We start from the raw sequence: 18,101 nt of genomic DNA, 5'->3' as shown, positions 1-18,101 counted from the left end.
TCAGGACGCACTCAGACGTTCAACGGTTTTCGCCCAGACTTCATCCACTGGCGCCTCGAGCTTCAGCTCGCCACCGTCCGGCAGCGGTACGGTCAGCGCATAAGCATGCAGGAACAGACGCTTGCCGCCCAAGTCACGAATTTCACGACTGAAGTCTTCGTCGCCGTACTTGCTGTCGCCAGCGATCATATGCCCGGCATGCAGGGTGTGCACACGGATCTGGTGGGTACGACCGGTGATCGGGCGTGCCTCGACAATGGTGGCGAACTCGCCGAAGCGACGCAGCACACGGAACAGGGTCAGCGCCTCCTTGCCCTCGTCGTTCACCTCGACCATGCGCTCGCCGGAGCGCAGGTTGCTCTTGAGCAACGGCGCGTTGACCTGCTTCTTCGAGGTCGGCCAGTGGCCGCGCACCAGCGCCATGTAGCGCTTGTCGACACCGTCGCCGCGCAGCGCGGCGTGCAGGTGACGCAGCATGCTGCGCTTCTTGGCGATCATCAGCAGGCCGGAGGTATCGCGGTCCAGGCGGTGCACCAGTTCCAGTTCCTTGGCGTCCGGGCGCAACTGGCGCAGCGCCTCGATCACGCCAAAGCTCAGGCCGCTACCGCCATGCACGGCGATGCCGGCCGGCTTGTTCATCACGATCAGCGCCTTGTCTTCGTAGACGATGGCCGCTTCCAGGCGCTGCAGCAGACCCTGGGCCACCGGCGCCGGTTCGTCACGTTCCGGCAGGCGGACGGGCGGTACCCGCACGATATCGCCGGCCTGGATCTTGTACTCCGGCTTGACGCGACCCTTGTTGACCCGTACCTCACCCTTGCGCAGGATGCGGTACACCAAGGTCTTGGGCACGCCCTTGAGGGCCGTGATGAGGAAATTGTCGATGCGTTGGCCGGCAAGCTCCGGCGCGACTTCGATCAGCTGAACGCCGGAAGTCGGAGGGGTATTGGTCGTCATGGCGGGATCATAACAATTTTTTATGGAATTGAAGCACTTAATCATTGCTGCTATAGTCGCGAACGCCGCCAAAAGCGGCAGGCCAGCGGCACCAGGCTCCTAGCCGGTCCCTGACCAACGCAATTCTCCAGGACGCGAGGCCGTCCTACGGGGTTTTCGCCAGTTTACCGAATTGCCTGGAATCGCCACCAGCGCTGTGTAGAGAAGACCGAAAAAAAACGACAAGTGCGGTGTTTCACCTGCTTACCCGATTCTTTTCGCTGCACCTCTGCCCGCCCCGTCGCTTCCACGCAACGCCCGGCGAATGCTTCGGAAATACCTGCCTTGGACATGAATGGCGCCAGCGCAGAACCTGCGCTGGCGAAAAATGCAACCCGTTGCGGATTCAGCGCGCGGCAGCACCCGAATTATCAGGGATACGTGCAGGGTGGAGATGCACAGCCCTCGGACCGTGTAGCACCGCGTCCGGCCCACCAGCCCACTGAACGGCTGGCGAGCGGATAAGGTCCTGAACAGATGCCTCCGGGCGTCCACGGCTGACGGTTGATTCCTCCTCCTGACTGAGTGCACAAGGCCCGCTTGGTTGATTCGGATTCCAATTCGAAGCCACCGGGGCCTTGTTGGCACCGCAGCAAACAGGACGCGTCGTCGCGACAACGGCAGGCTGGGCAACCGGCTGGTGCCGAACGTCGCTCGACACGGGGGTGGCCCGGCCACCCTTTGCGCACCTTGGCACCGACCATGAGACGTCGTGTGTGCCGAACGCCGTTTCCGGCAGCCCGGAAACCGACGGTACAACATGAAAAGAATGCTGATTAACGCGACTCAACCCGAAGAGTTGCGTGTAGCCCTGGTGGACGGCCAACGTCTCTACGACCTGGACATCGAGTCCGGCGCGCGCGAGCAGAAAAAGGCCAACATCTACAAAGGCAAGATCACCCGCATCGAACCCAGCCTCGAAGCCGCCTTCGTCGACTTCGGTTCCGAACGTCACGGCTTCCTGCCGCTGAAAGAAATCTCCCGCGAATACTTCAAGAAAGCCCCCGAAGGGCGGGTCAACATCAAGGAAGTGCTGAGCGAAGGCCAGGAAGTCATCGTCCAGGTCGAGAAGGAAGAGCGTGGCAACAAAGGCGCCGCCCTCACCACCTTCATCAGCCTGGCCGGCCGCTACCTGGTGCTGATGCCGAACAACCCGCGCGCCGGCGGCATCTCCCGCCGCATCGAAGGCGAAGAGCGCAACGAACTGCGTGAAGCCCTGAACGGCCTGACCGTGCCAGGCGACATGGGCCTGATCGTGCGCACTGCCGGCCTTGGCCGCAGCAGCGAAGAAATGCAGTGGGACCTCGACTACCTGCTGCAACTGTGGACCGCCATCAAGGAAGCGTCCCAGGACCGCGCCGCGCCATTCCTGATCTACCAGGAAAGCAACGTCATCATCCGCGCCATCCGCGACTACCTGCGCCAGGACATCGGCGAAGTGCTGATCGACAGCATCGATGCCCAGGAAGAAGCCCTGACCTTCATCCGCCAGGTGATGCCGCAGTACGCCAGCAAGGTGAAGCTGTACGAAGACAGCGTGCCGCTGTTCAACCGCTTCCAGATCGAAAGCCAGATCGAGACCGCCTTCCAGCGCGTGGTCGACCTGCCGTCCGGCGGTTCGATCGTGATCGACCCGACCGAAGCCCTGGTGTCCATCGACATCAACTCGGCGCGCGCCACCAAAGGCAGCGACATCGAAGAAACCGCCCTGCAGACCAACCTGGAAGCGGCCGAGGAAATCGCCCGCCAGCTGCGCCTGCGTGACATCGGCGGCCTGATCGTCATCGACTTCATCGACATGACCCCGGCGAAAAACCAGCGCGCCGTCGAAGAACGTGTTCGCGAGTGCCTGGAAGCCGACCGCGCCCGCGTCCAGGTCGGCCGCATCTCGCGCTTCGGCCTGCTGGAAATGTCCCGTCAGCGCCTGCGCCCTTCGCTGGGCGAAAGCAGCGGCATCGTCTGCCCGCGCTGCTCCGGCACCGGCATCATCCGTGACGTCGAGTCGCTGTCGCTGGCCATCCTGCGCCTGATCGAAGAAGAAGCCCTGAAGGACCGCACCGCCGAAGTTCGCGCCCAGGTGCCGATCCCGGTGGCTGCCTTCCTGCTCAACGAGAAGCGCAACTCGATCACCAAGATCGAACTGCGTACCCGTGCGCGCATCATAATCCTGCCGAACGATCACCTGGAAACCCCGCACTTCGAAGTCCAGCGCCTGCGCGACGACAACCCGGAAGTGCTGAGCAACCAGTCCAGCTACGAGATCGCCGCCGCCGAAGCCGAAGAAGCGCCGCAGCCGACCGCCACTCGCACCCTGGTTCGCCAGGAGGCCGCGGTCAAGACCGCCCCGGCCCGCGCCAACGCGCCGGTACCGGCCACTGTCGAAGAGCCGCAGCCTGCCGCACCGGTCGCCCCTGCCCCGGTCGCTCCGGAGCCAAGCCTGTTCAAGGGCCTGGTGAAGTCGCTGGTAAGCCTGTTCGCCGGCAAGGAAGAGCCTGCCGCAGCGCCGGTTGTCATTGCCGCCGAGAAGCCGGCCGCCGAGCGCAGCCCACGCAACGAAGAACGCCGCAACGGCCGCCAGCAAAGCCGCAACCGCAACGGCCGCCGCGACGAAGAGCGCAAGCCGCGTGAAGAGCGTGCCGAGCGCGCACCTCGTGAAGAACGTGCCCCGCGCGAAGAGCGTGCACCACGTGAAGAACGCGCCCCACGCGAAGAGCGTGCACCGCGTGAAGAACGTGCACCACGCCAGCCACGCGAAGACCGCCGCGGCAACCGTGGCGAAGAGCGCGTGCGCGAACTGCGTGAGCCACTGGACGCTACCCCTGCCGAGCGTGAGGAACGTCAGCCGCGCGAGGAGCGTGTAGCCCGTGAAGAACGTGCCCCGCGTGAAGAGCGTGCACCTCGCGAGGAACGCGCCCCACGTGAGGAGCGTGCTCCACGTGAAGAACGCGCACCGCGTGAAGAGCGTGCCCCGCGTGAAGAACGCGCACCTCGTGAAGAGCGTGCCCCGCGTGAAGAACGCGCACCTCGTGAAGAACGTGCTCCACGCGAAGAACGAGCCCCTCGCCCACCACGCGAAGAGCGTCAGCCACGCGTAGCTGAAGAAGCCGCCGAGCAGGCTGCCGAGCTGGCCGAAGAGCAACTGCCGAACGAAGAGCTGCTGCAGGACGAACAGGAAGGCACCGATGGCGAGCGCCCGCGCCGCCGTTCCCGTGGTCAGCGTCGCCGCAGCAACCGTCGTGAGCGTCAGCGCAACGCCAACGGCGAGCTGATCGATGGCAGCGAGGAAGAAGGCAGCGAAGAGCAGCCGCAACCGCATCAGGCCACCGAGCTGGGTGCCGAACTGGCTGCCGGCCTGGCCGTGACTGCCGCCGTCGCCAGCAGCAACATCAGTGCCGACGCCGAAGCCCAGGCCAACCAGCAGGCCGAGCTTGCCACCGCCGAAGTCGCCGCCGTAGCGGAAACCGACAACAGCGAAGTCGCCCAGCCGGTCGAGCAGGCCGAGAAGGTCGAACAGGTCGAAGCTGCTGCCGAGGCTGAAGAAGTGGCTGTGGCTCCGGTGGTCGAGCAGCCGGTCAGCGAGCCTGTGGCCGTGGTCGAGGCAACTGCCGAGCCAGTGGTCGAAGTCGCTCCGCAGCCAGTGGTCGACGAAGCACCTGCTGCCGAACCGGTAGTGGTTGCCGAAGCACCGGTAGAAGCGCCTGCCGTCGAGGCCGGTGAAATCGAGCAGGCCCCGGTCGTGGTCGAAGCCGCTCCGGTTGCCGAGCAACCTGCCCCGGTTGTCGAAGCCCAGCCAGAAGTGGTGGCCGAGCCTGCCCCAGTGGCCGTCGAGCCTGCACCGGTCGAAGCCCCTGCGGCGGTGGAACCTGCCACTGTCATGCTGGCCAACGGCCGTGCGCCGAACGACCCGCGTGAAGTGCGTCGCCGCAAGCGTGAGGCCGAGGCTGCCGCCAAGGCCGCACAGGAAGCTGCTGCAGCCACCGAGGAGCCAGCCCTGGAAGCCACTGATGAGCAAAAGCCTCATCACGGTTGATAGCCAAGGCTGAATGAAAAAGCCCCGCCAGTGCGAACTGGCGGGGCTTTTTCTTGGCTGGACGTTTTTCCTGTACCGGCCTCTTCGCGGGTAAACCCGCTCCCACAGGGGCCCCACTACCCTCAGGCCCTGTGAGGTCCCTGTGGGAGCGGCTTTAGCCGCGAAAGGGCCAGCCCAGGCACTGAATCAGTAGAGGTTAGGCTCCATCTCCAGCTCGACCCCGAACCGCTCGAGGATATCGGCCTGGATCCGCCGCGCCAGCGCATGCATCTGCGCCCCGCTCGCCTGGCCGTAGTTGACCAGCACCAGCGACTGCAAACGATGCACCCCGGCATCCCCCTCGCGATGGCCCTTCCAGCCTGCCTGTTCGATCAGCCAGCCTGCCGCCAGCTTCACTTGGCCATCAGCCTGGGGATACGCCACCACTCCCGGGTACTGCGCACGGATACGCTCGACCAGTTCCGCCGAGACCACCGGGTTCTTGAAGAAGCTCCCGGCATTACCCAGCTCTGCCGGGTCTGGCAGCTTCTCGCGGCGAATGCTGCAGATCGCCTCGCTGATCGCCTGCGCGGTCGGCTCGGTCACGCCCTGCTCTGCCAACCGCTGGCGCACCGGGCCGTAATCCAGGTGAGCCTGCAGCGTTCGGCTCAAGGCAAAACGCACACGCAGGATCAACCAACGCCCAGGGTTGCGCTTGAACAGGCTGTCGCGATACCCGAAGGCACATTCAGCCAGGCCGAAGTCACGCAACTCGCCGGTCTCGCGGTCCAGGGCGGTCAGGCCGACGAATACGTCCTTGATTTCAACGCCATAGGCGCCCACGTTCTGCATCGGCGCAGCGCCCACGGTGCCGGGGATCAGGCTGAGGTTCTCCAGCCCGCAACACCCCTGCGCCAGTGTCCACTGCACAAACGGGTGCCAAGGCTCACCGGCCTCGGCCTCGACCACGATACGTTCGCCATCGTCGCTGAGCACGCGTCGGCCACGGCTGGCCATATGCAGCACCAGCGCATCGATATCGCGGGTCAGCAGCAGGTTGCTGCCACCGCCAATCACCAGCACCGGCACGCCGGTTTGCTGCGCCTGGGCCAGCGCCTGGCGCACCTCCTGGTCATCATGTGCCTGAGTGAAATACCGCGCCTTCACGTCGATGCCAAAGGTGTTGTAAGGCTTGAGCGATACCTGCTCCTGCCACTGCACTGTCATAGCCGCCCCTTGATTTCCAGGACCAGCGCCTGGCACGCCGCTTCAACCAGGTCGAGCACCTGCTCGAAGCCATCGGCGCCGCCGTAGTACGGGTCTGGCACTTCATCCAGCGCTGCGCCATAGCGGCGCAGGAACAGGTCGAGCTCCGCTACTGCCGTGTGCGGGCGCATCGCACGCAAATGGCCAAGGTTGCTCTCGTCCATGGCCAGGATCAAGTCATATTCGGCAAAGTGCGCCGCCTTGACCTGCTGGGCGCGTTGCTGCGACAGGTCATAGCCACGCGCCAGCGCTGCCTTGCAGGTGCGGCTGTCAGGCGCCTTGCCGACGTGCCAGTCGCCGGTGCCGGCCGAGGCCACATGCACCCGGTCGGCAAGCCCGGCAGCTTGCAATTGATGGCGTAGCACGCCTTCGGCGGTGGGCGAGCGACAGATATTGCCGAGGCAGACGAACAGGACGCGCATCAGGCCTCCAGCAAGCGCCGTACGCGCTCCAGGTCTTCAGGGGTATCCACGCCCACGGCAGGCGCCTCGATGGCGTCTTCGACGTGGATGCGCACGCCATGCCACAGGGCACGCAGCTGCTCCAGCGCTTCGGTCTGCTCGAGCCAGCACGGGCCCCAGCTGACGAAGTCCTGCAGGAAGCCGACGCGGTAGGCGTACATGCCGATGTGGCGGCGATACGGCACGCCTTCCGGCAACTGGTTGCGGTCCTTGGCAAAAGTATCGCGGGCCCAGGGCAGCGGCGCACGGCTGAAGGTCAGGGCCAGGCCGTTCTTGTCGCTGATTACCTTGACCGCGTTGGGGTTGAACACGGTTTCCGGCTCATGGATCGGTTCGGCCAGGGTGGCGATGCCGGCTTCCGGATGCGCTGCCAGGTTGGCTGCCACCTGGTCGATGATCACCGGCGGGATCAGCGGCTCGTCGCCCTGCACGTTGACCACGATGGCATCGGCCGGCAGCCCGAGGTGCGCGGCCACTTCGGCCAGGCGGTCTGTGCCGGACTCATGGTCGGCACGGGTCAGCAATACTTCGGCGCCGAAGGCCTTGCAGGCCTCTACGATGCTGGCGTCGTCGGTGGCGATGACCACGCGGCTGGCGCCGCTCTTGCGGGCCTGTTCCCACACATGCTGCACCATCGGCTTGCCGGCGATCGGCAGCAATGGCTTGCCCGGCAGGCGCGTGGAGCGCAGCCGGGCGGGGATCACCACGGTGAAATCCAGGCTCATTTGTCCAGACGCTCTTCATCAGTCAGGGTGCGCGCCTCGCTTTCCAGCATGACTGGGATGCCGTCGCGGATCGGGTAGGCCAGGCCGGCGCCCTTGCTGATCAGCTCGGTCTTGTCGGCACTGAGCTTGAGCGGGCCCTTGGTGATCGGGCAGGCCAGGATATCGAGCAGTTTGGTGTCCATTTGAGGCTTCCTTTAGGCCAGGTGGCCGGGAATTGAAAAAGGGCTCAGGGCTTGCGCAGCAAGCGTTGCAACTGGTTGTCGAACCAGGCGCTGAAAGCCTGCGTGGGCTGCGCCTCGACGGCCAGGTACCACCAGTCGTCAGCGGCGAAGGCCCGGCATTTCACCGCATCCTTCTCGGTCATGACCAGCGGCAGCGGCGGGCTGAAGGCCAGGCTCTGGGCGCTGAACTGCGCATGGTCGGCAAAGGGATGCGGCACCGGCTGCCAGTTTAGCCCCAGCAGGGTATTGAAGAAACGTTGCGGGTTGCCGATACCGGCCACCGCGTGCAGGCGTTGGCCTGCGGGGAAATGGTCGAGCGCGCGGCGCTCGCCGCTGCGCAGGTTGACCAGGGCTGACGGCTGCAGGCAGAAGCCGAAGCCATCGGCGCGGTCTGCGCTGGCGCCGTTGAACAGCACCGCGTCAGCCTCGTGCAGGCGTTCGGCCGGCTCACGCAACGGCCCCGCCGGCAGGCAGCGGCCATTGCCCAGGCCGCGGGCGGCATCGATCAGCACCAACTCCAGGTCACGGGCCAGGCGGTAGTGCTGCATGCCGTCGTCACACAGGATCAGGTCGAGGGGTTCGCTGGCCAGCAGGGCCTGCACGGCGCGGGAGCGGTCGGGGTCGATCATCAGCGGCACGCCGGTGCGCTGCACGATCAGCAGCGGCTCATCGCCGGCCTGCTCGGCGGCCTGGTCGGCCTGCACGCGCCAGGGTAGCTGCGGCGGCTTGGCGCCATAGCCACGGCTGACCACGCCCACCTTCAGCCCCTGCTGGCGACAGTGCTCGATCAGCCAGAGGATCATCGGCGTCTTGCCGGTACCGCCCACGGTGATGTTACCCACCACGATGACCGGCACCGGGGCCCGGTAGCTGGCACTTTCGCCACTGAGAAAACGCGCCCGCTTGCGCGTGACCACGCGGCGATACAGTGCCTCCAGCGGGCGCAGCAGCGCCAGAGCCGGATGCCCGGCGTACCAGGCGGCGAGCAGGCGGTCGGCGAAGGCCATCAAGGCGTGCCCTGAGCCGCCTCGACGGTGGTCATGCGCAACTGGCTGAAACCGAGCTTGCCGGCGGCATCCATCGCGGTGACCACAGCCTGGTGCGGGGTCTTGCCGTCGGCGCTGATGGCCAGCGGCAGCTTGTTGTCGCCGCCCGACTCACGCTCGATCGCTTCGCTCAGGGTGGCCAGGTCGCTCTTGGGCAGCAGGTGGTTGTTCACCGAGTACACGCCTTCGGCGCTGATGGTGATTTCCACCAGCTTGCCCTGGTCGGGCGGCGCCTGCTCGGCGCTGGCGGCTTCGGGCAGCTCGACGCGCAGCTGGGTCTCGCGGGTGAAGGTGGTGGTGACCACGAAGAACAGCAGCAGGACGAACACCACGTCGATCAGCGACGCCAGGTTGATGTCGACGCTCTCCCGCTGGCGATTGCGCCGGAACTTCACGCCTTGCCTCCGGCCACTTCCACTTCACGGTCGCCCTGGATCACTTCCACCAGCTTGATCGCTTCCTGTTCCATGCCGACTACCAGCTCGTCGATGCGGCGCAGCAGGAACCGGTGGAAGAACACCGCCGGAATACCGACCATCAGGCCGGCCGCAGTGGTGACCAGGGCCTTGGAGATACCACCGGCCAGCACTGCGGCGTTGGCGGTCATCTGCGAGCCCATGAAGGCGCTGAAGATGTCGATCATGCCCAGCACGGTGCCCAGCAGGCCCAGCAGCGGGGCCATGGCGGCGATGGTGCCGAGGGTGCTGATGTAGCGTTCCAGTTCGTGGATGACGCGCGAAGCGGCCTCCTCGATGCATTCCTTCATGATTTCGCGGCCATGGCGCGAGTTGGCCAGGCCGGCGGCAAGGATTTCGCCCAGTGGCGAATCGGCGCGCAGGGCCTTGAGCTTGTCACTGGTCAGTTGCTTGTCCTTGATCCACATCCACACCTGGCCCAGCAGGTGCGGCGGGGTGACGCGGCTGGCGCGCAGGGTCCACAGGCGCTCGACGACGATAGCCATGGCAGCGATGGAGCTCAGAATGATCGGCAGCATCATCCAACCACCGGACTTGACCAATTCCCACACAGTAAACGCCCCTTCGGAAAAAGGCCGCCACTCTACCATAGGCGCGCCGGAGGCTCATCTGCCGGAGGTCAGGGAATTGCCCTACCCGGTTTCTACCTTGAGCTGTCGGGTGGCTGAACTGGCCCTTTCGCGGGTGAACCCGCTCCCACAGGTACTGCACTCAACCTGAGGATGGTACAAAACCTGTGGGAGCGGGTTCACCCGCGAAAGGGCCAGCTCAGCCACCGCCCGCATCCCTCCAGAAACGCCTCTGTCGGCGCACACTCTCGACCTCCCCCTGCCTCCCCAACACCAACCGCAGCGCCCCCTGCACCGCTGTGTCATGCATCACCACCCCATGCCGCCGATAACGTTCGACCACCTGCGCATGCGGGTGCCCGAAGCTGTTGTTGCGCCCCCGTGAAATCAGTACCCCGCGCGGTGCCGTGGCGCGTATGAAGGCCTCGCTGGACGAACTGCGGCTGCCATGGTGCGGCGACTGCAGCCAGTCGATCCGCGGCGATTCTGTAGCCGCAAGCCAGGCCCGTTCGGCACCGGCTTCCATATCTCCCGCCAGCAACAACCGCTCACCCTGCGCCTCGACCAGCAACACACAGGAACGGTCATTGCTGCTCTGCCCATCAGCCCAGCGCCACAGCGAAAAGCGCACGCCATCCCACGTCCACTGGTCGCCACTGACACAAGGCTGCAGTTGCATGTCATCCAGCACTTCGCCGCCGATCACCCGTTCGACCGGCAGGCCACGCATGATTGCGCCAGCACCACCGGCGTGGTCGGCATGGGCGTGGCTGACCAGCACCAGGTCCAGGCTGCCCACCCCCAGCTTGCGCAAGGTCGGCAACACCACCCGCTCGCCCAGGTCGCTCTCCCCCCTGGCCGGCCCGGCGTCGTACAGCAGGTCGTGATGCCGGGTGCGCAACAGCACCGCCAGCCCCTGGCCGACGTCCAGCTGCCAGACCTCGACCTGGCCGAACGGCACCGTCTCCCGGGGTACCCACAGCGCCAGCAGCATCACGCCACCCAACCCGCGCAGTGGGACGCCACGGGGCATCAAAACCAGCAGCGTACCCAGGCACACCAGCAGCCAGGCCCACAATGGCAGAACTGCTGGCAGCCACGCCGACTGCTGTTGCGCCACCAACTCCAGCAGCCGGAAAAGCACATCGAGCAGACCACCCGCCAGCCAGAGCAGCGCCTCCCCCACCCCGCCCAGCGGCAGCAGCAAGGTCCCCAGCAACGCCAACGGCAGTACCGCCAGGCTGACCCAAGGCACCGCAACAAGGTTGGCCAGCGGCGCACTCAGGCTCACGGGCAAGCCCGTAGCCAGCAGCACCGGCAACAAACCGATGGCAATCACCCATTGCGCCCGCGTCCAGGCCTGCCAGGGCCGCCAGCCGCCCAGGCGGGCACTGAAGCAATAGCCAAGCGTGGCCACGGCCGCGAACGACAGCCAGAACCCGGGCAGCAGCGCGGCCAACGGCTCCACCAGCAGCACGGCAACCAGCGCCAGCAGCAACGGCAAGGTCGCATCGAGGTGGCGAAAGCGCAGGCGCCAGAGCAACACCACGGCCAGCATCAGGCAGGCACGCTGCACCGGTACACCGCCACCAGCCAACCAACCGTAGGCCAGTGCCGCAGCCATGGCCAGGCCACACGCCCAGGGCAGCCAGGGCAACCGAGCGGGCCACAGCCCCCAACGCGCCAGCCCGGCAACCAGGCCATACAGCAAGCCGGCAACCAGGCCGATGTGCTGGCCAGAGATCACCAGCAGGTGCACCGTGCCGGTGGCCTGCAACGTTTGCCAGTCCTCCCGGGCCAGGCCTGCCCCGTCGCCAAGCACCAGCGCCACCAACGCTGCCTGCCGGCCATTGGCGTCCACTGCCAGCAGGCGCTGGCGCAGCGTGTCGCGCCAGCCGCCGACAACCGGCGCCAGCAACTGCCCGGCCTTGACCGTACCGGTCGCACCGACCCGCCGCGCCAGCAATTGCGCCTCACGGTCCGGCCCATGCGGGTTGAGCAGCCCGGCCGGGCGCTGCAAGGTCACCGCCAGCCGCCACTGCTCGCCGGCGCGCAGCGGCGGGCCGTCGAACCAGCTCAGTTGCAGGCGCTGCGGCAGCTCTGCCCGCCGCGAGCGGGCCGCGTCCAGCTCGAAACGCACACCCTGCGCAGTCCGGGTCGGCAGGCCGACCACCTGGCCCTCAAGCCACAAGGTGCGGCCATCCAGCCCTGGGGCCAGGCGGTCATCCAGGGCCTGCTGCGCAGACCAGCAAGCCCAACACAGGCCCAACAGAAAACAGCCCAGCGGCCACAGCCGGGTGAACAGGCCGAGGCCACCGACTACAGCCAGCAGCACCAGCCATCCGACCGATGGCAATGCGGGGAGAAAGCCCAGGCACAACAGCCCGAGCGCGAGCGCAAACATCCCTGTGCGCATGAAGTAGAGCTCCAGAAGCGAAATCACCTTCTGAGGCATAGCCCAATTGCCGGCAGCGCTTGCTCAACAATTGTCACAAACTCTAAACGAGGCTGAGCGGGAATCAGGGCATACTGCCCGGATCAACGCTCCGGGAGCCTACATGCCGCGCCGACTTTTCAAACGCTACATGCCGGACCCGACCAGTATTCGGGAACACAAGTCCTTACGCTTTTTCGGCAAGTTGCTGCATGACCCGAACCTCTGGCACCTGAACCGCCATTCGGTGGCGAGGGCCATGGGCGTTGGCCTGTTCGCGGCGCTGATCCCGATGCCGGCGCAGATGCTGCTGGCCGCCGCGCTGGCCATTCCGCTGCGCGGCAACCTGCCGATCGCGGTCAGCCTGGTATGGCTGACCAACCCGCTGACCATGCCACCGGTGTTCTTCGTCACCTACATGACCGGCGCCTGGCTGATGCAGGTACCGCCGCGCACCCTGCCCGACGAGCTGACTTTCCAGTGGATCACAGACCAGCTGTCGACGCTGTGGCAACCCTTCCTGCTCGGCTCGGTGGTGTGCGGTGTGGTGCTGGGCATCCTCGGCTACTTCACCACCATGCTCTACTGGCGCTGGTGGGTGGGCCGGCAGTGGCGTCTGCGCCAATGCCGGTGCAAGGCTTCAGGCACGCATGCCGCGGCCGCTGACCAGCAGGCGAACGCACACCAGGTAGAGCACCGCGGTGGCGACCAGCATGAAGGTAATCGCCGTGCCAATGCTGATATCCGACACCCCTAGGATGCCGTAGCGGAACGAGTTGACCATGTGCAGCACCGGGTTGGCCAACGACACGGTCTGCCAGAACGGCGGCAGCAGGTTGATCGAATAGAACACCCCGCCCAGGTAGGTCAGCGGCGTCAGTACGAAGGTCGGGATGATCGAGATATCGTCGAAGTTGCGCGCAAACACCGCGTTGACGAAGCCCAGCAGCGAGAAGATAGTGGCGGTCAGCAGCACCACGACCACGGTCACGCCCAGGTGGTGCACCTGCAGGTGGGTGAAGAACAGCGACAGGAAGGTCACGATCACGCCCACCGCCAGGCCACGCAGCACGCCACCCAGCACGTAACCGACGAGGATGGTGTGTGGCGATACCGGCGACACCATCAGCTCTTCGATGGAGCGCTGGAACTTGCTGCCGAAGAAGCTCGACACCACGTTGCCGTAGGAGTTGGTGATCACCGACATCATGATCAGCCCCGGCACGATGTACTCCATGTAGGTGAAGCCACCCATGTCGCCGATCTGCCGGCCGATCAGGTTGCCGAAGATGACGAAGTACAGGACCATGGTGATCGCTGGCGGCAGCAGGGTCTGCGGCCAGATACGCAGGAAGCGCCGCACTTCGCGGTAGACGATGGTGTTCAGGGCGACCCAGTTGGTGCGCAGTTCCACACTCATACGGCCACCTTCGACAGGTTTTTTTCCACCAGGGACACGAACAGCTCCTCGAGTCGGTTGGTCTTGTTGCGCAGGCTCTGCACCTCGATGTTCTGCAGCGCCAGCTGGCCGAACAGCGCAGTGATGCCAATGTCCTTGTCCACTTGCACTTCCAGGGTATGCGGGGTCAGCAGCCGGCACGGGTAGCCCTGCAGCACCGGTGCAGTGGCCAGGTCCTGCTTGATGTCGAGCACGAAGGTTTCGACATGCAGCTTGCCCAGCAACTGGCGCATGCTGGTGTTCTCGACGATGGTGCCGTGGTCGATGATGCCGATGTTACGGCACAGCTGCTCGGCCTCTTCCAGGTAGTGGGTGGTGAGGATGATTGTGATGCCCTTCTGGTTCAGCTCGGTGAGGAAGCTCCACATCGAACGACGCAGTTCGATGTCCACACCGGCGGTGGGCTCGTCGAGAATCAGCAGACGCGGCTCGTGGATCAGCGCGCGGGCAATCATCAGGCGGCGCTTCATGCCCCCCGACAGCGAACGCGACTGTACGTCACGCTTGTCCCACAGGCCGAGCTGGGTCAGGCACTGCTCGGCACGCTCCTTGGCCACCTTGGGCGGGATGCCGTAGTAACCGGCCTGGGTCACGACGATGTCGAAGGTTTTCTCGAACTGGTTGAAGTTGAACTCCTGCGGCACCACGCCCAGGCAGCGCTTGAGCGCCGACGGCTCGCGGTCCAGATCGTGGCCGAACACGTTGACCGTGCCGCTGGTCTTGTTGACCAGGGTGGAGAGGATGCCGATGGTGGTGGACTTGCCCGCGCCGTTGGGGCCGAGCAAGGCGAAGAAGTCGCCTTCGGCAACATCCAGATCGATACCCTTGAGGGCCTGGAAGCCGTTGCCGTAGGTCTTGGTCAGCTGTCGGATGGACAGGGCGGAACTCATAGCGGGTCACTTACCGAGAAAAAGGTGCAGGACACGCCAGGTAAAGGCACTGGCGCAGTGAGTGCGGTCAATGGTGCTTGGCCTGGCCGCACAAGTACAGTCATGTGTATTGATAATGACTATCGAAGTAGCCGTGGTGTTCGATCAGGTCAGCGCAGTCATTACCGCTGCCTGGTACGCAGGGCGGGCCTTGAGGCGCTCGTACCAGGCCTCCAGGTGATGCATGGCCGGGCGCTCGATGGGCATTTCGAACCAGGCATAGATGAAGCTTCCCAATGGGATGTCGCCCATGCCGATCTGGTCACCGGAAAGGTACGGTTGTTTGGCCAGGGCTTCGTCGGCAATGGCCAGCAGCTGGGCGCATTGCTTGTGCGCAGCGTTGATCGCCACCCAGTCGCGCTGGTCTTCCGGGGTGCGCAACAGGCCCCAGAACAGTGGGCGGAACGGCGTGGCGAAGGACGAGGTGGTCCAGTCCATCCACTTGTCCGCCAGGGCGCGCTGACGCGGGTCGTCCAGGTACCAGCCCTGCTCCGCACCGTACTCGGCGCACAGGTAGCGAACGATGGTGTTGGATTCCCACAGGGTCAGGTCGCCGTCTTCCAGCATCGGCACCAGGCCGTTGGGGTTGCGCGCACGGTAGTGCGGCTCGTTGACCACGCCGAAGGCGCCGCCGGCGTCGATCGACTCGAAATCCAGGCCCAACTCGTGGGCGACCCACAGCGCCTTGCGCACATTGCTCGAATTCTTGCGGCCCCAGATCTTCAGCATGGCAACGTCCTTATGAATGCGGAGGTGGTGCAGTCTACTCCAGACTTTCGTCGCCTGTACCGGCCTCTTCGCGGGTAAACCCGCTCCCACAGGGTTCTGCGCCATACCTGAGAGTGATGCAGTACCTGTGGGAGCGGGTTCACCCGCGAAGAGGCCGGTACAGACAAGCAATGCCCTGAAACTCCCACCGCCATACCCTGTCACTGTTCTGACCCGGCCGTTCGCAGCGTTGCGTCTAAGCTGTCTGGGACGGCTTACCCCCCCTGGTTCCAAGGAGGACCGATTATGTTGCTGTTGTGGTTGGTAGTGCTGGTGATCGGCGCGGCGTACCTCACGCACCGGCGCCTGGCGCCCTTGCAGATTCTCGGCATCATGGCCGCTTATGTGCTGCTGATGGGCATTTTCAGCAGCGCTCCCGGCTGGCTGCTGACCCTGCTCTGGATAGTGCTGGCACTGAAAGTCGCCCTGGTGGCGCTGCCGGAATGGCGCCGCAAGGTATTCACAGGCCCCGTGTTCAAGTGGTTCCAGCGCACCCTGCCGCCAATGTCGCAAACCGAGCGCGAGGCGATCGACGCCGGCACCGTATGGTGGGACGGCGAACTGTTCAGCGGCCGTCCAGATTGGCGCACCCTGCTCGCCTACCCGGCGCCGAAGCTGAGCGAAGAAGAACAGGCCTTCATCGATGGCCCGACGGAACAGCTCTGCGCCATGGTCAGCGACTGGCAGATCGGCCAGGACATGGACCTGCCGCCCGAAGCCTGGGCACATATCAAGCAGAATGGCTTCTTCGCCCTGATCATCCCCAGGGAATACGGCGGCAAAGGCTTTTCAGCCTACGCCCACTCCCAGGTGGCGATGAAACTGGCCACCCGCAGCGGCGACCTGGCTTCCACCGTGATGGTGCCCAACTCGCTCGGGCCGGCCGAACTGCTGCTGCATTACGGTACCGACGAACAACGCAACCACTACCTGCCACGCCTGGCGCGTGGCGATGAAATCCCCTGCTTCGCCCTCACCGGCCCGCTGGCCGGCTCCGACGCAGGCGCCATGCCTGACACCGGGGTGGTCTGCAAGGGGCAATGGAACGGCGAAGAGGTCATCGGCCTGCGCCTGAACTGGGAAAAACGCTATATCACCCTCGGGCCCGTCGCCACCCTGCTGGGCCTGGCGTTCAAGGCCTACGACCCGGACCACCTGCTCGGCGAGCAGGAAGAACTGGGTATCAGCCTGGCGCTGATCCCTACCGACACGCCCGGCGTCGAAATCGGCAAACGCCACCTGCCACTGGGCGCCGCGTTCATGAACGGCCCCAACAGCGGCAAGGACGTATTCGTGCCGCTGGATTTCCTCATCGGTGGCCAGGCCATGCTCGGCAAGGGCTGGATGATGCTGATGAACTGCCTGTCGGTAGGCCGCTCCATCTCCCTGCCGGCCGTGGGCACTGGCGCTGCCAAATACACCAGCCTGGTCACCGGCCAGTACGCCAACATCCGCGAACAGTTCAATGTTCCGCTGGCTGCCTTCGAAGGCATCCAGGAGTCGATGGCACGCATCGGCGGCAATGCCTGGCTGCTGGACAGCGCGCGGCTGCTGACCGCCAAGGCCGTGGACCTGGGCGAGAAGCCTTCGGTGCTGTCGGCGATCCTCAAGTACCACCTCACCGAGCGCGGCCGCGAATGCATCCAGCACGCCATGGATGTGCACGGTGGCAAGGCCATCATCATGGGGCCAAACAACTATCTGGGGCGCAACTGGCAAGGGGCGCCGATCTTCATCACCGTCGAAGGCGCCAACATCCTTTCGCGCAACCTGATGATCTTCGGCCAGGGCGCTATCCGCTGCCACCCGTTCGTGCTCAAGGAAATGGCCCTGGCCGGCCGCGAGGACCGCGATCAGGCATTGAGGGAATTCGATGACCTGTTGATGAAACACATCCTGTTCGCCGCGAGCAATGCGGCCAGCACGCTGGTGTTGAACCTCGGCCTGGGCCGCCTGGAGAGCGTACCGGGTGACGCCTTGAGCCAAGGTTACTTCCGGGCGCTCAACCGCCAGGCCGCGGCCTTCGCCCTGCTCGCTGACCTGTCGATGATGCTGCTGGGCGGTGCGCTGAAACGCCGCGAACGGCTGAGCGCAAGGCTGGGGGATGTACTGAGTTACCTGTACCTGGCCAGCGCTGCGCTCAAGCGCTATCACGACCTGGGCTCACCGGAACACATGCAGCCCTTGCTGCGCTGGGCGATGGAAGAAAGCCTGGGCCAGGCGGAAACGGCCCTGGACCGGCTGCTCGACAACTTCCCCAACCGCTTTGCCGGCTGTGCGTTGCGCGTGCTGGTGTTCCCCTTCGGCCGCCGCCACACCGGCCCAAGCGATGAACTGGATGCCGAAGTAGCGGCGTTGATCGGTCGCAGCAAGGGCGACCCAGCCCTGGAGGAGCTGCTCGCAGGTTGCTTCCGCCCGCAGGCCGATGGCGACCCGGTAGCGGCACTACAACGGGCCGCCGACTTGCTGGATGGGGCGGCCCCACTGCACAAGGCACTGCACCAAGCTATCAAGGAAGGCAAGGTTCAGCCTGCAACAGGGCAGTCGATAATCGATGCGGCAGTGGAAAGCGGTGCGCTACAGCCTGGTGAGGGGCAACGACTGCACGAGGCAGAGCACGCCCGCCGGGCGGTGATCGATGTGGATGCCTTCGACAAGACACAGTTGCTGCCCGAACCAGGCAAGGTACGCTGAGCCAAGGGGCCGTTTTGCGGCCCCTTCTGTAACCCGCGTATACTCCGC

Annotated in this window: 14 protein-coding genes and 1 pseudogene; 3 read left to right on the top strand and 12 right to left on the bottom strand. The window is 65.2% G+C overall.

What is annotated here, in order from left to right:
* Positions 1-957, bottom strand: coding sequence for a 23S rRNA pseudouridine(955/2504/2580) synthase RluC (rluC, locus tag CAG00_RS17505; protein WP_025338212.1), 957 nt, complete (start codon positions 955-957; stop codon positions 1-3).
* A 799-nt stretch (positions 958-1,756) separates the two neighbouring features.
* On the opposite strand from rluC, the gene rne reads away from it, so the two are divergent.
* Positions 1,757-5,026: a ribonuclease E gene (gene rne, locus CAG00_RS17495; protein ID WP_085664921.1), complete on the top strand. Its 3,270-nt coding sequence runs from the start codon at positions 1,757-1,759 to the stop codon at positions 5,024-5,026.
* A 186-nt stretch (positions 5,027-5,212) separates the two neighbouring features.
* On the opposite strand, the gene murB is transcribed toward rne, so the two are convergent.
* The 8 genes from murB to CAG00_RS17455 form a co-directional block, all read right to left on the bottom strand.
* Positions 5,213-6,232 carry a UDP-N-acetylmuramate dehydrogenase gene (gene murB, locus CAG00_RS17490; RefSeq protein ID WP_085664920.1) on the bottom strand — a complete coding sequence of 340 codons (1,020 nt, stop codon included), beginning with the start codon at positions 6,230-6,232 and terminating at the stop codon, positions 5,213-5,215.
* Positions 6,229-6,693 carry a low molecular weight protein-tyrosine-phosphatase gene (locus CAG00_RS17485; protein WP_063911712.1) on the bottom strand — a complete coding sequence of 155 codons (465 nt, stop codon included), beginning with the start codon at positions 6,691-6,693 and terminating at the stop codon, positions 6,229-6,231. Before CAG00_RS17485 ends, murB begins: the two co-directional genes overlap by 4 nt.
* The gene (gene kdsB / locus CAG00_RS17480) at positions 6,693-7,457 is read right to left on the bottom strand and encodes a 3-deoxy-manno-octulosonate cytidylyltransferase (RefSeq protein ID WP_085664919.1); all 765 of its coding nucleotides are present in this window, start codon (positions 7,455-7,457) and stop codon (positions 6,693-6,695) included. Before kdsB ends, CAG00_RS17485 begins: the two co-directional genes overlap by 1 nt.
* Positions 7,454-7,639, bottom strand: a complete 186-nt coding sequence (locus tag CAG00_RS17475; protein ID WP_011532874.1) for a Trm112 family protein — start codon at positions 7,637-7,639, stop codon at positions 7,454-7,456. Before CAG00_RS17475 ends, kdsB begins: the two co-directional genes overlap by 4 nt.
* A gap of 44 nt (positions 7,640-7,683) precedes the next feature.
* On the bottom strand, positions 7,684-8,685 hold the full coding sequence (gene lpxK / locus CAG00_RS17470; RefSeq protein ID WP_085664918.1) for a tetraacyldisaccharide 4'-kinase: 1,002 nt from the start codon (positions 8,683-8,685) through the stop codon (positions 7,684-7,686).
* Complete coding sequence (locus CAG00_RS17465) at positions 8,685-9,119, bottom strand: biopolymer transporter ExbD (RefSeq protein ID WP_025338207.1); 435 nt, start codon at positions 9,117-9,119, stop codon at positions 8,685-8,687. Before CAG00_RS17465 ends, lpxK begins: the two co-directional genes overlap by 1 nt.
* Entirely contained in the window at positions 9,116-9,751 is a 636-nt protein-coding gene (locus CAG00_RS17460; protein WP_016391244.1) for a MotA/TolQ/ExbB proton channel family protein, read from the bottom strand. The genes CAG00_RS17465 and CAG00_RS17460 overlap by 4 nt, the downstream gene beginning before the upstream one ends.
* Before the next feature lie 217 nt (positions 9,752-9,968).
* Entirely contained in the window at positions 9,969-12,185 is a 2,217-nt protein-coding gene (locus CAG00_RS17455; RefSeq protein WP_085664999.1) for a DNA internalization-related competence protein ComEC/Rec2, read from the bottom strand.
* Positions 12,186-12,327: 142 nt separating this feature from the next.
* Here CAG00_RS17455 and CAG00_RS17450 point away from each other — a divergent pair.
* Positions 12,328-12,834: pseudogene (locus CAG00_RS17450) on the top strand (DUF2062 domain-containing protein); the annotation flags it as partial.
* 9 nt (positions 12,835-12,843) lie between these two features.
* Here CAG00_RS17450 and CAG00_RS17445 read toward each other — a convergent pair.
* The 3 genes from CAG00_RS17445 to CAG00_RS17435 all read right to left on the bottom strand — a co-directional run bounded on the left by CAG00_RS17445 (position 12,844) and on the right by CAG00_RS17435 (position 15,320).
* Positions 12,844-13,623, bottom strand: coding sequence for an ABC transporter permease (locus CAG00_RS17445; protein ID WP_003260104.1), 780 nt, complete (start codon positions 13,621-13,623; stop codon positions 12,844-12,846).
* The gene (locus tag CAG00_RS17440; protein ID WP_085664917.1) at positions 13,620-14,552 is read right to left on the bottom strand and encodes an ABC transporter ATP-binding protein; all 933 of its coding nucleotides are present in this window, start codon (positions 14,550-14,552) and stop codon (positions 13,620-13,622) included. Before CAG00_RS17440 ends, CAG00_RS17445 begins: the two co-directional genes overlap by 4 nt.
* 144 nt (positions 14,553-14,696) lie before the next feature.
* Complete coding sequence (locus tag CAG00_RS17435) at positions 14,697-15,320, bottom strand: glutathione S-transferase (protein ID WP_085664916.1); 624 nt, start codon at positions 15,318-15,320, stop codon at positions 14,697-14,699.
* A 285-nt stretch (positions 15,321-15,605) separates the two neighbouring features.
* Between CAG00_RS17435 and CAG00_RS17430 the strand changes: the two genes are divergently transcribed.
* Positions 15,606-18,053 (top strand): acyl-CoA dehydrogenase, encoded by a 2,448-nt coding sequence (locus CAG00_RS17430; RefSeq protein WP_085664915.1) that lies wholly within the window; start codon positions 15,606-15,608, stop codon positions 18,051-18,053.
* Positions 18,054-18,101: the final 48 nt, after the last annotated feature.

It is taken from the genome of Pseudomonas sp. B5(2017) (assembly GCF_002112825.1).
GTDB classification, from domain to species: Bacteria; Pseudomonadota; Gammaproteobacteria; order Pseudomonadales; family Pseudomonadaceae; genus Aquipseudomonas; species Aquipseudomonas putida_Z.
This window is presented reverse-complemented; position numbering and strand designations above follow the sequence as displayed.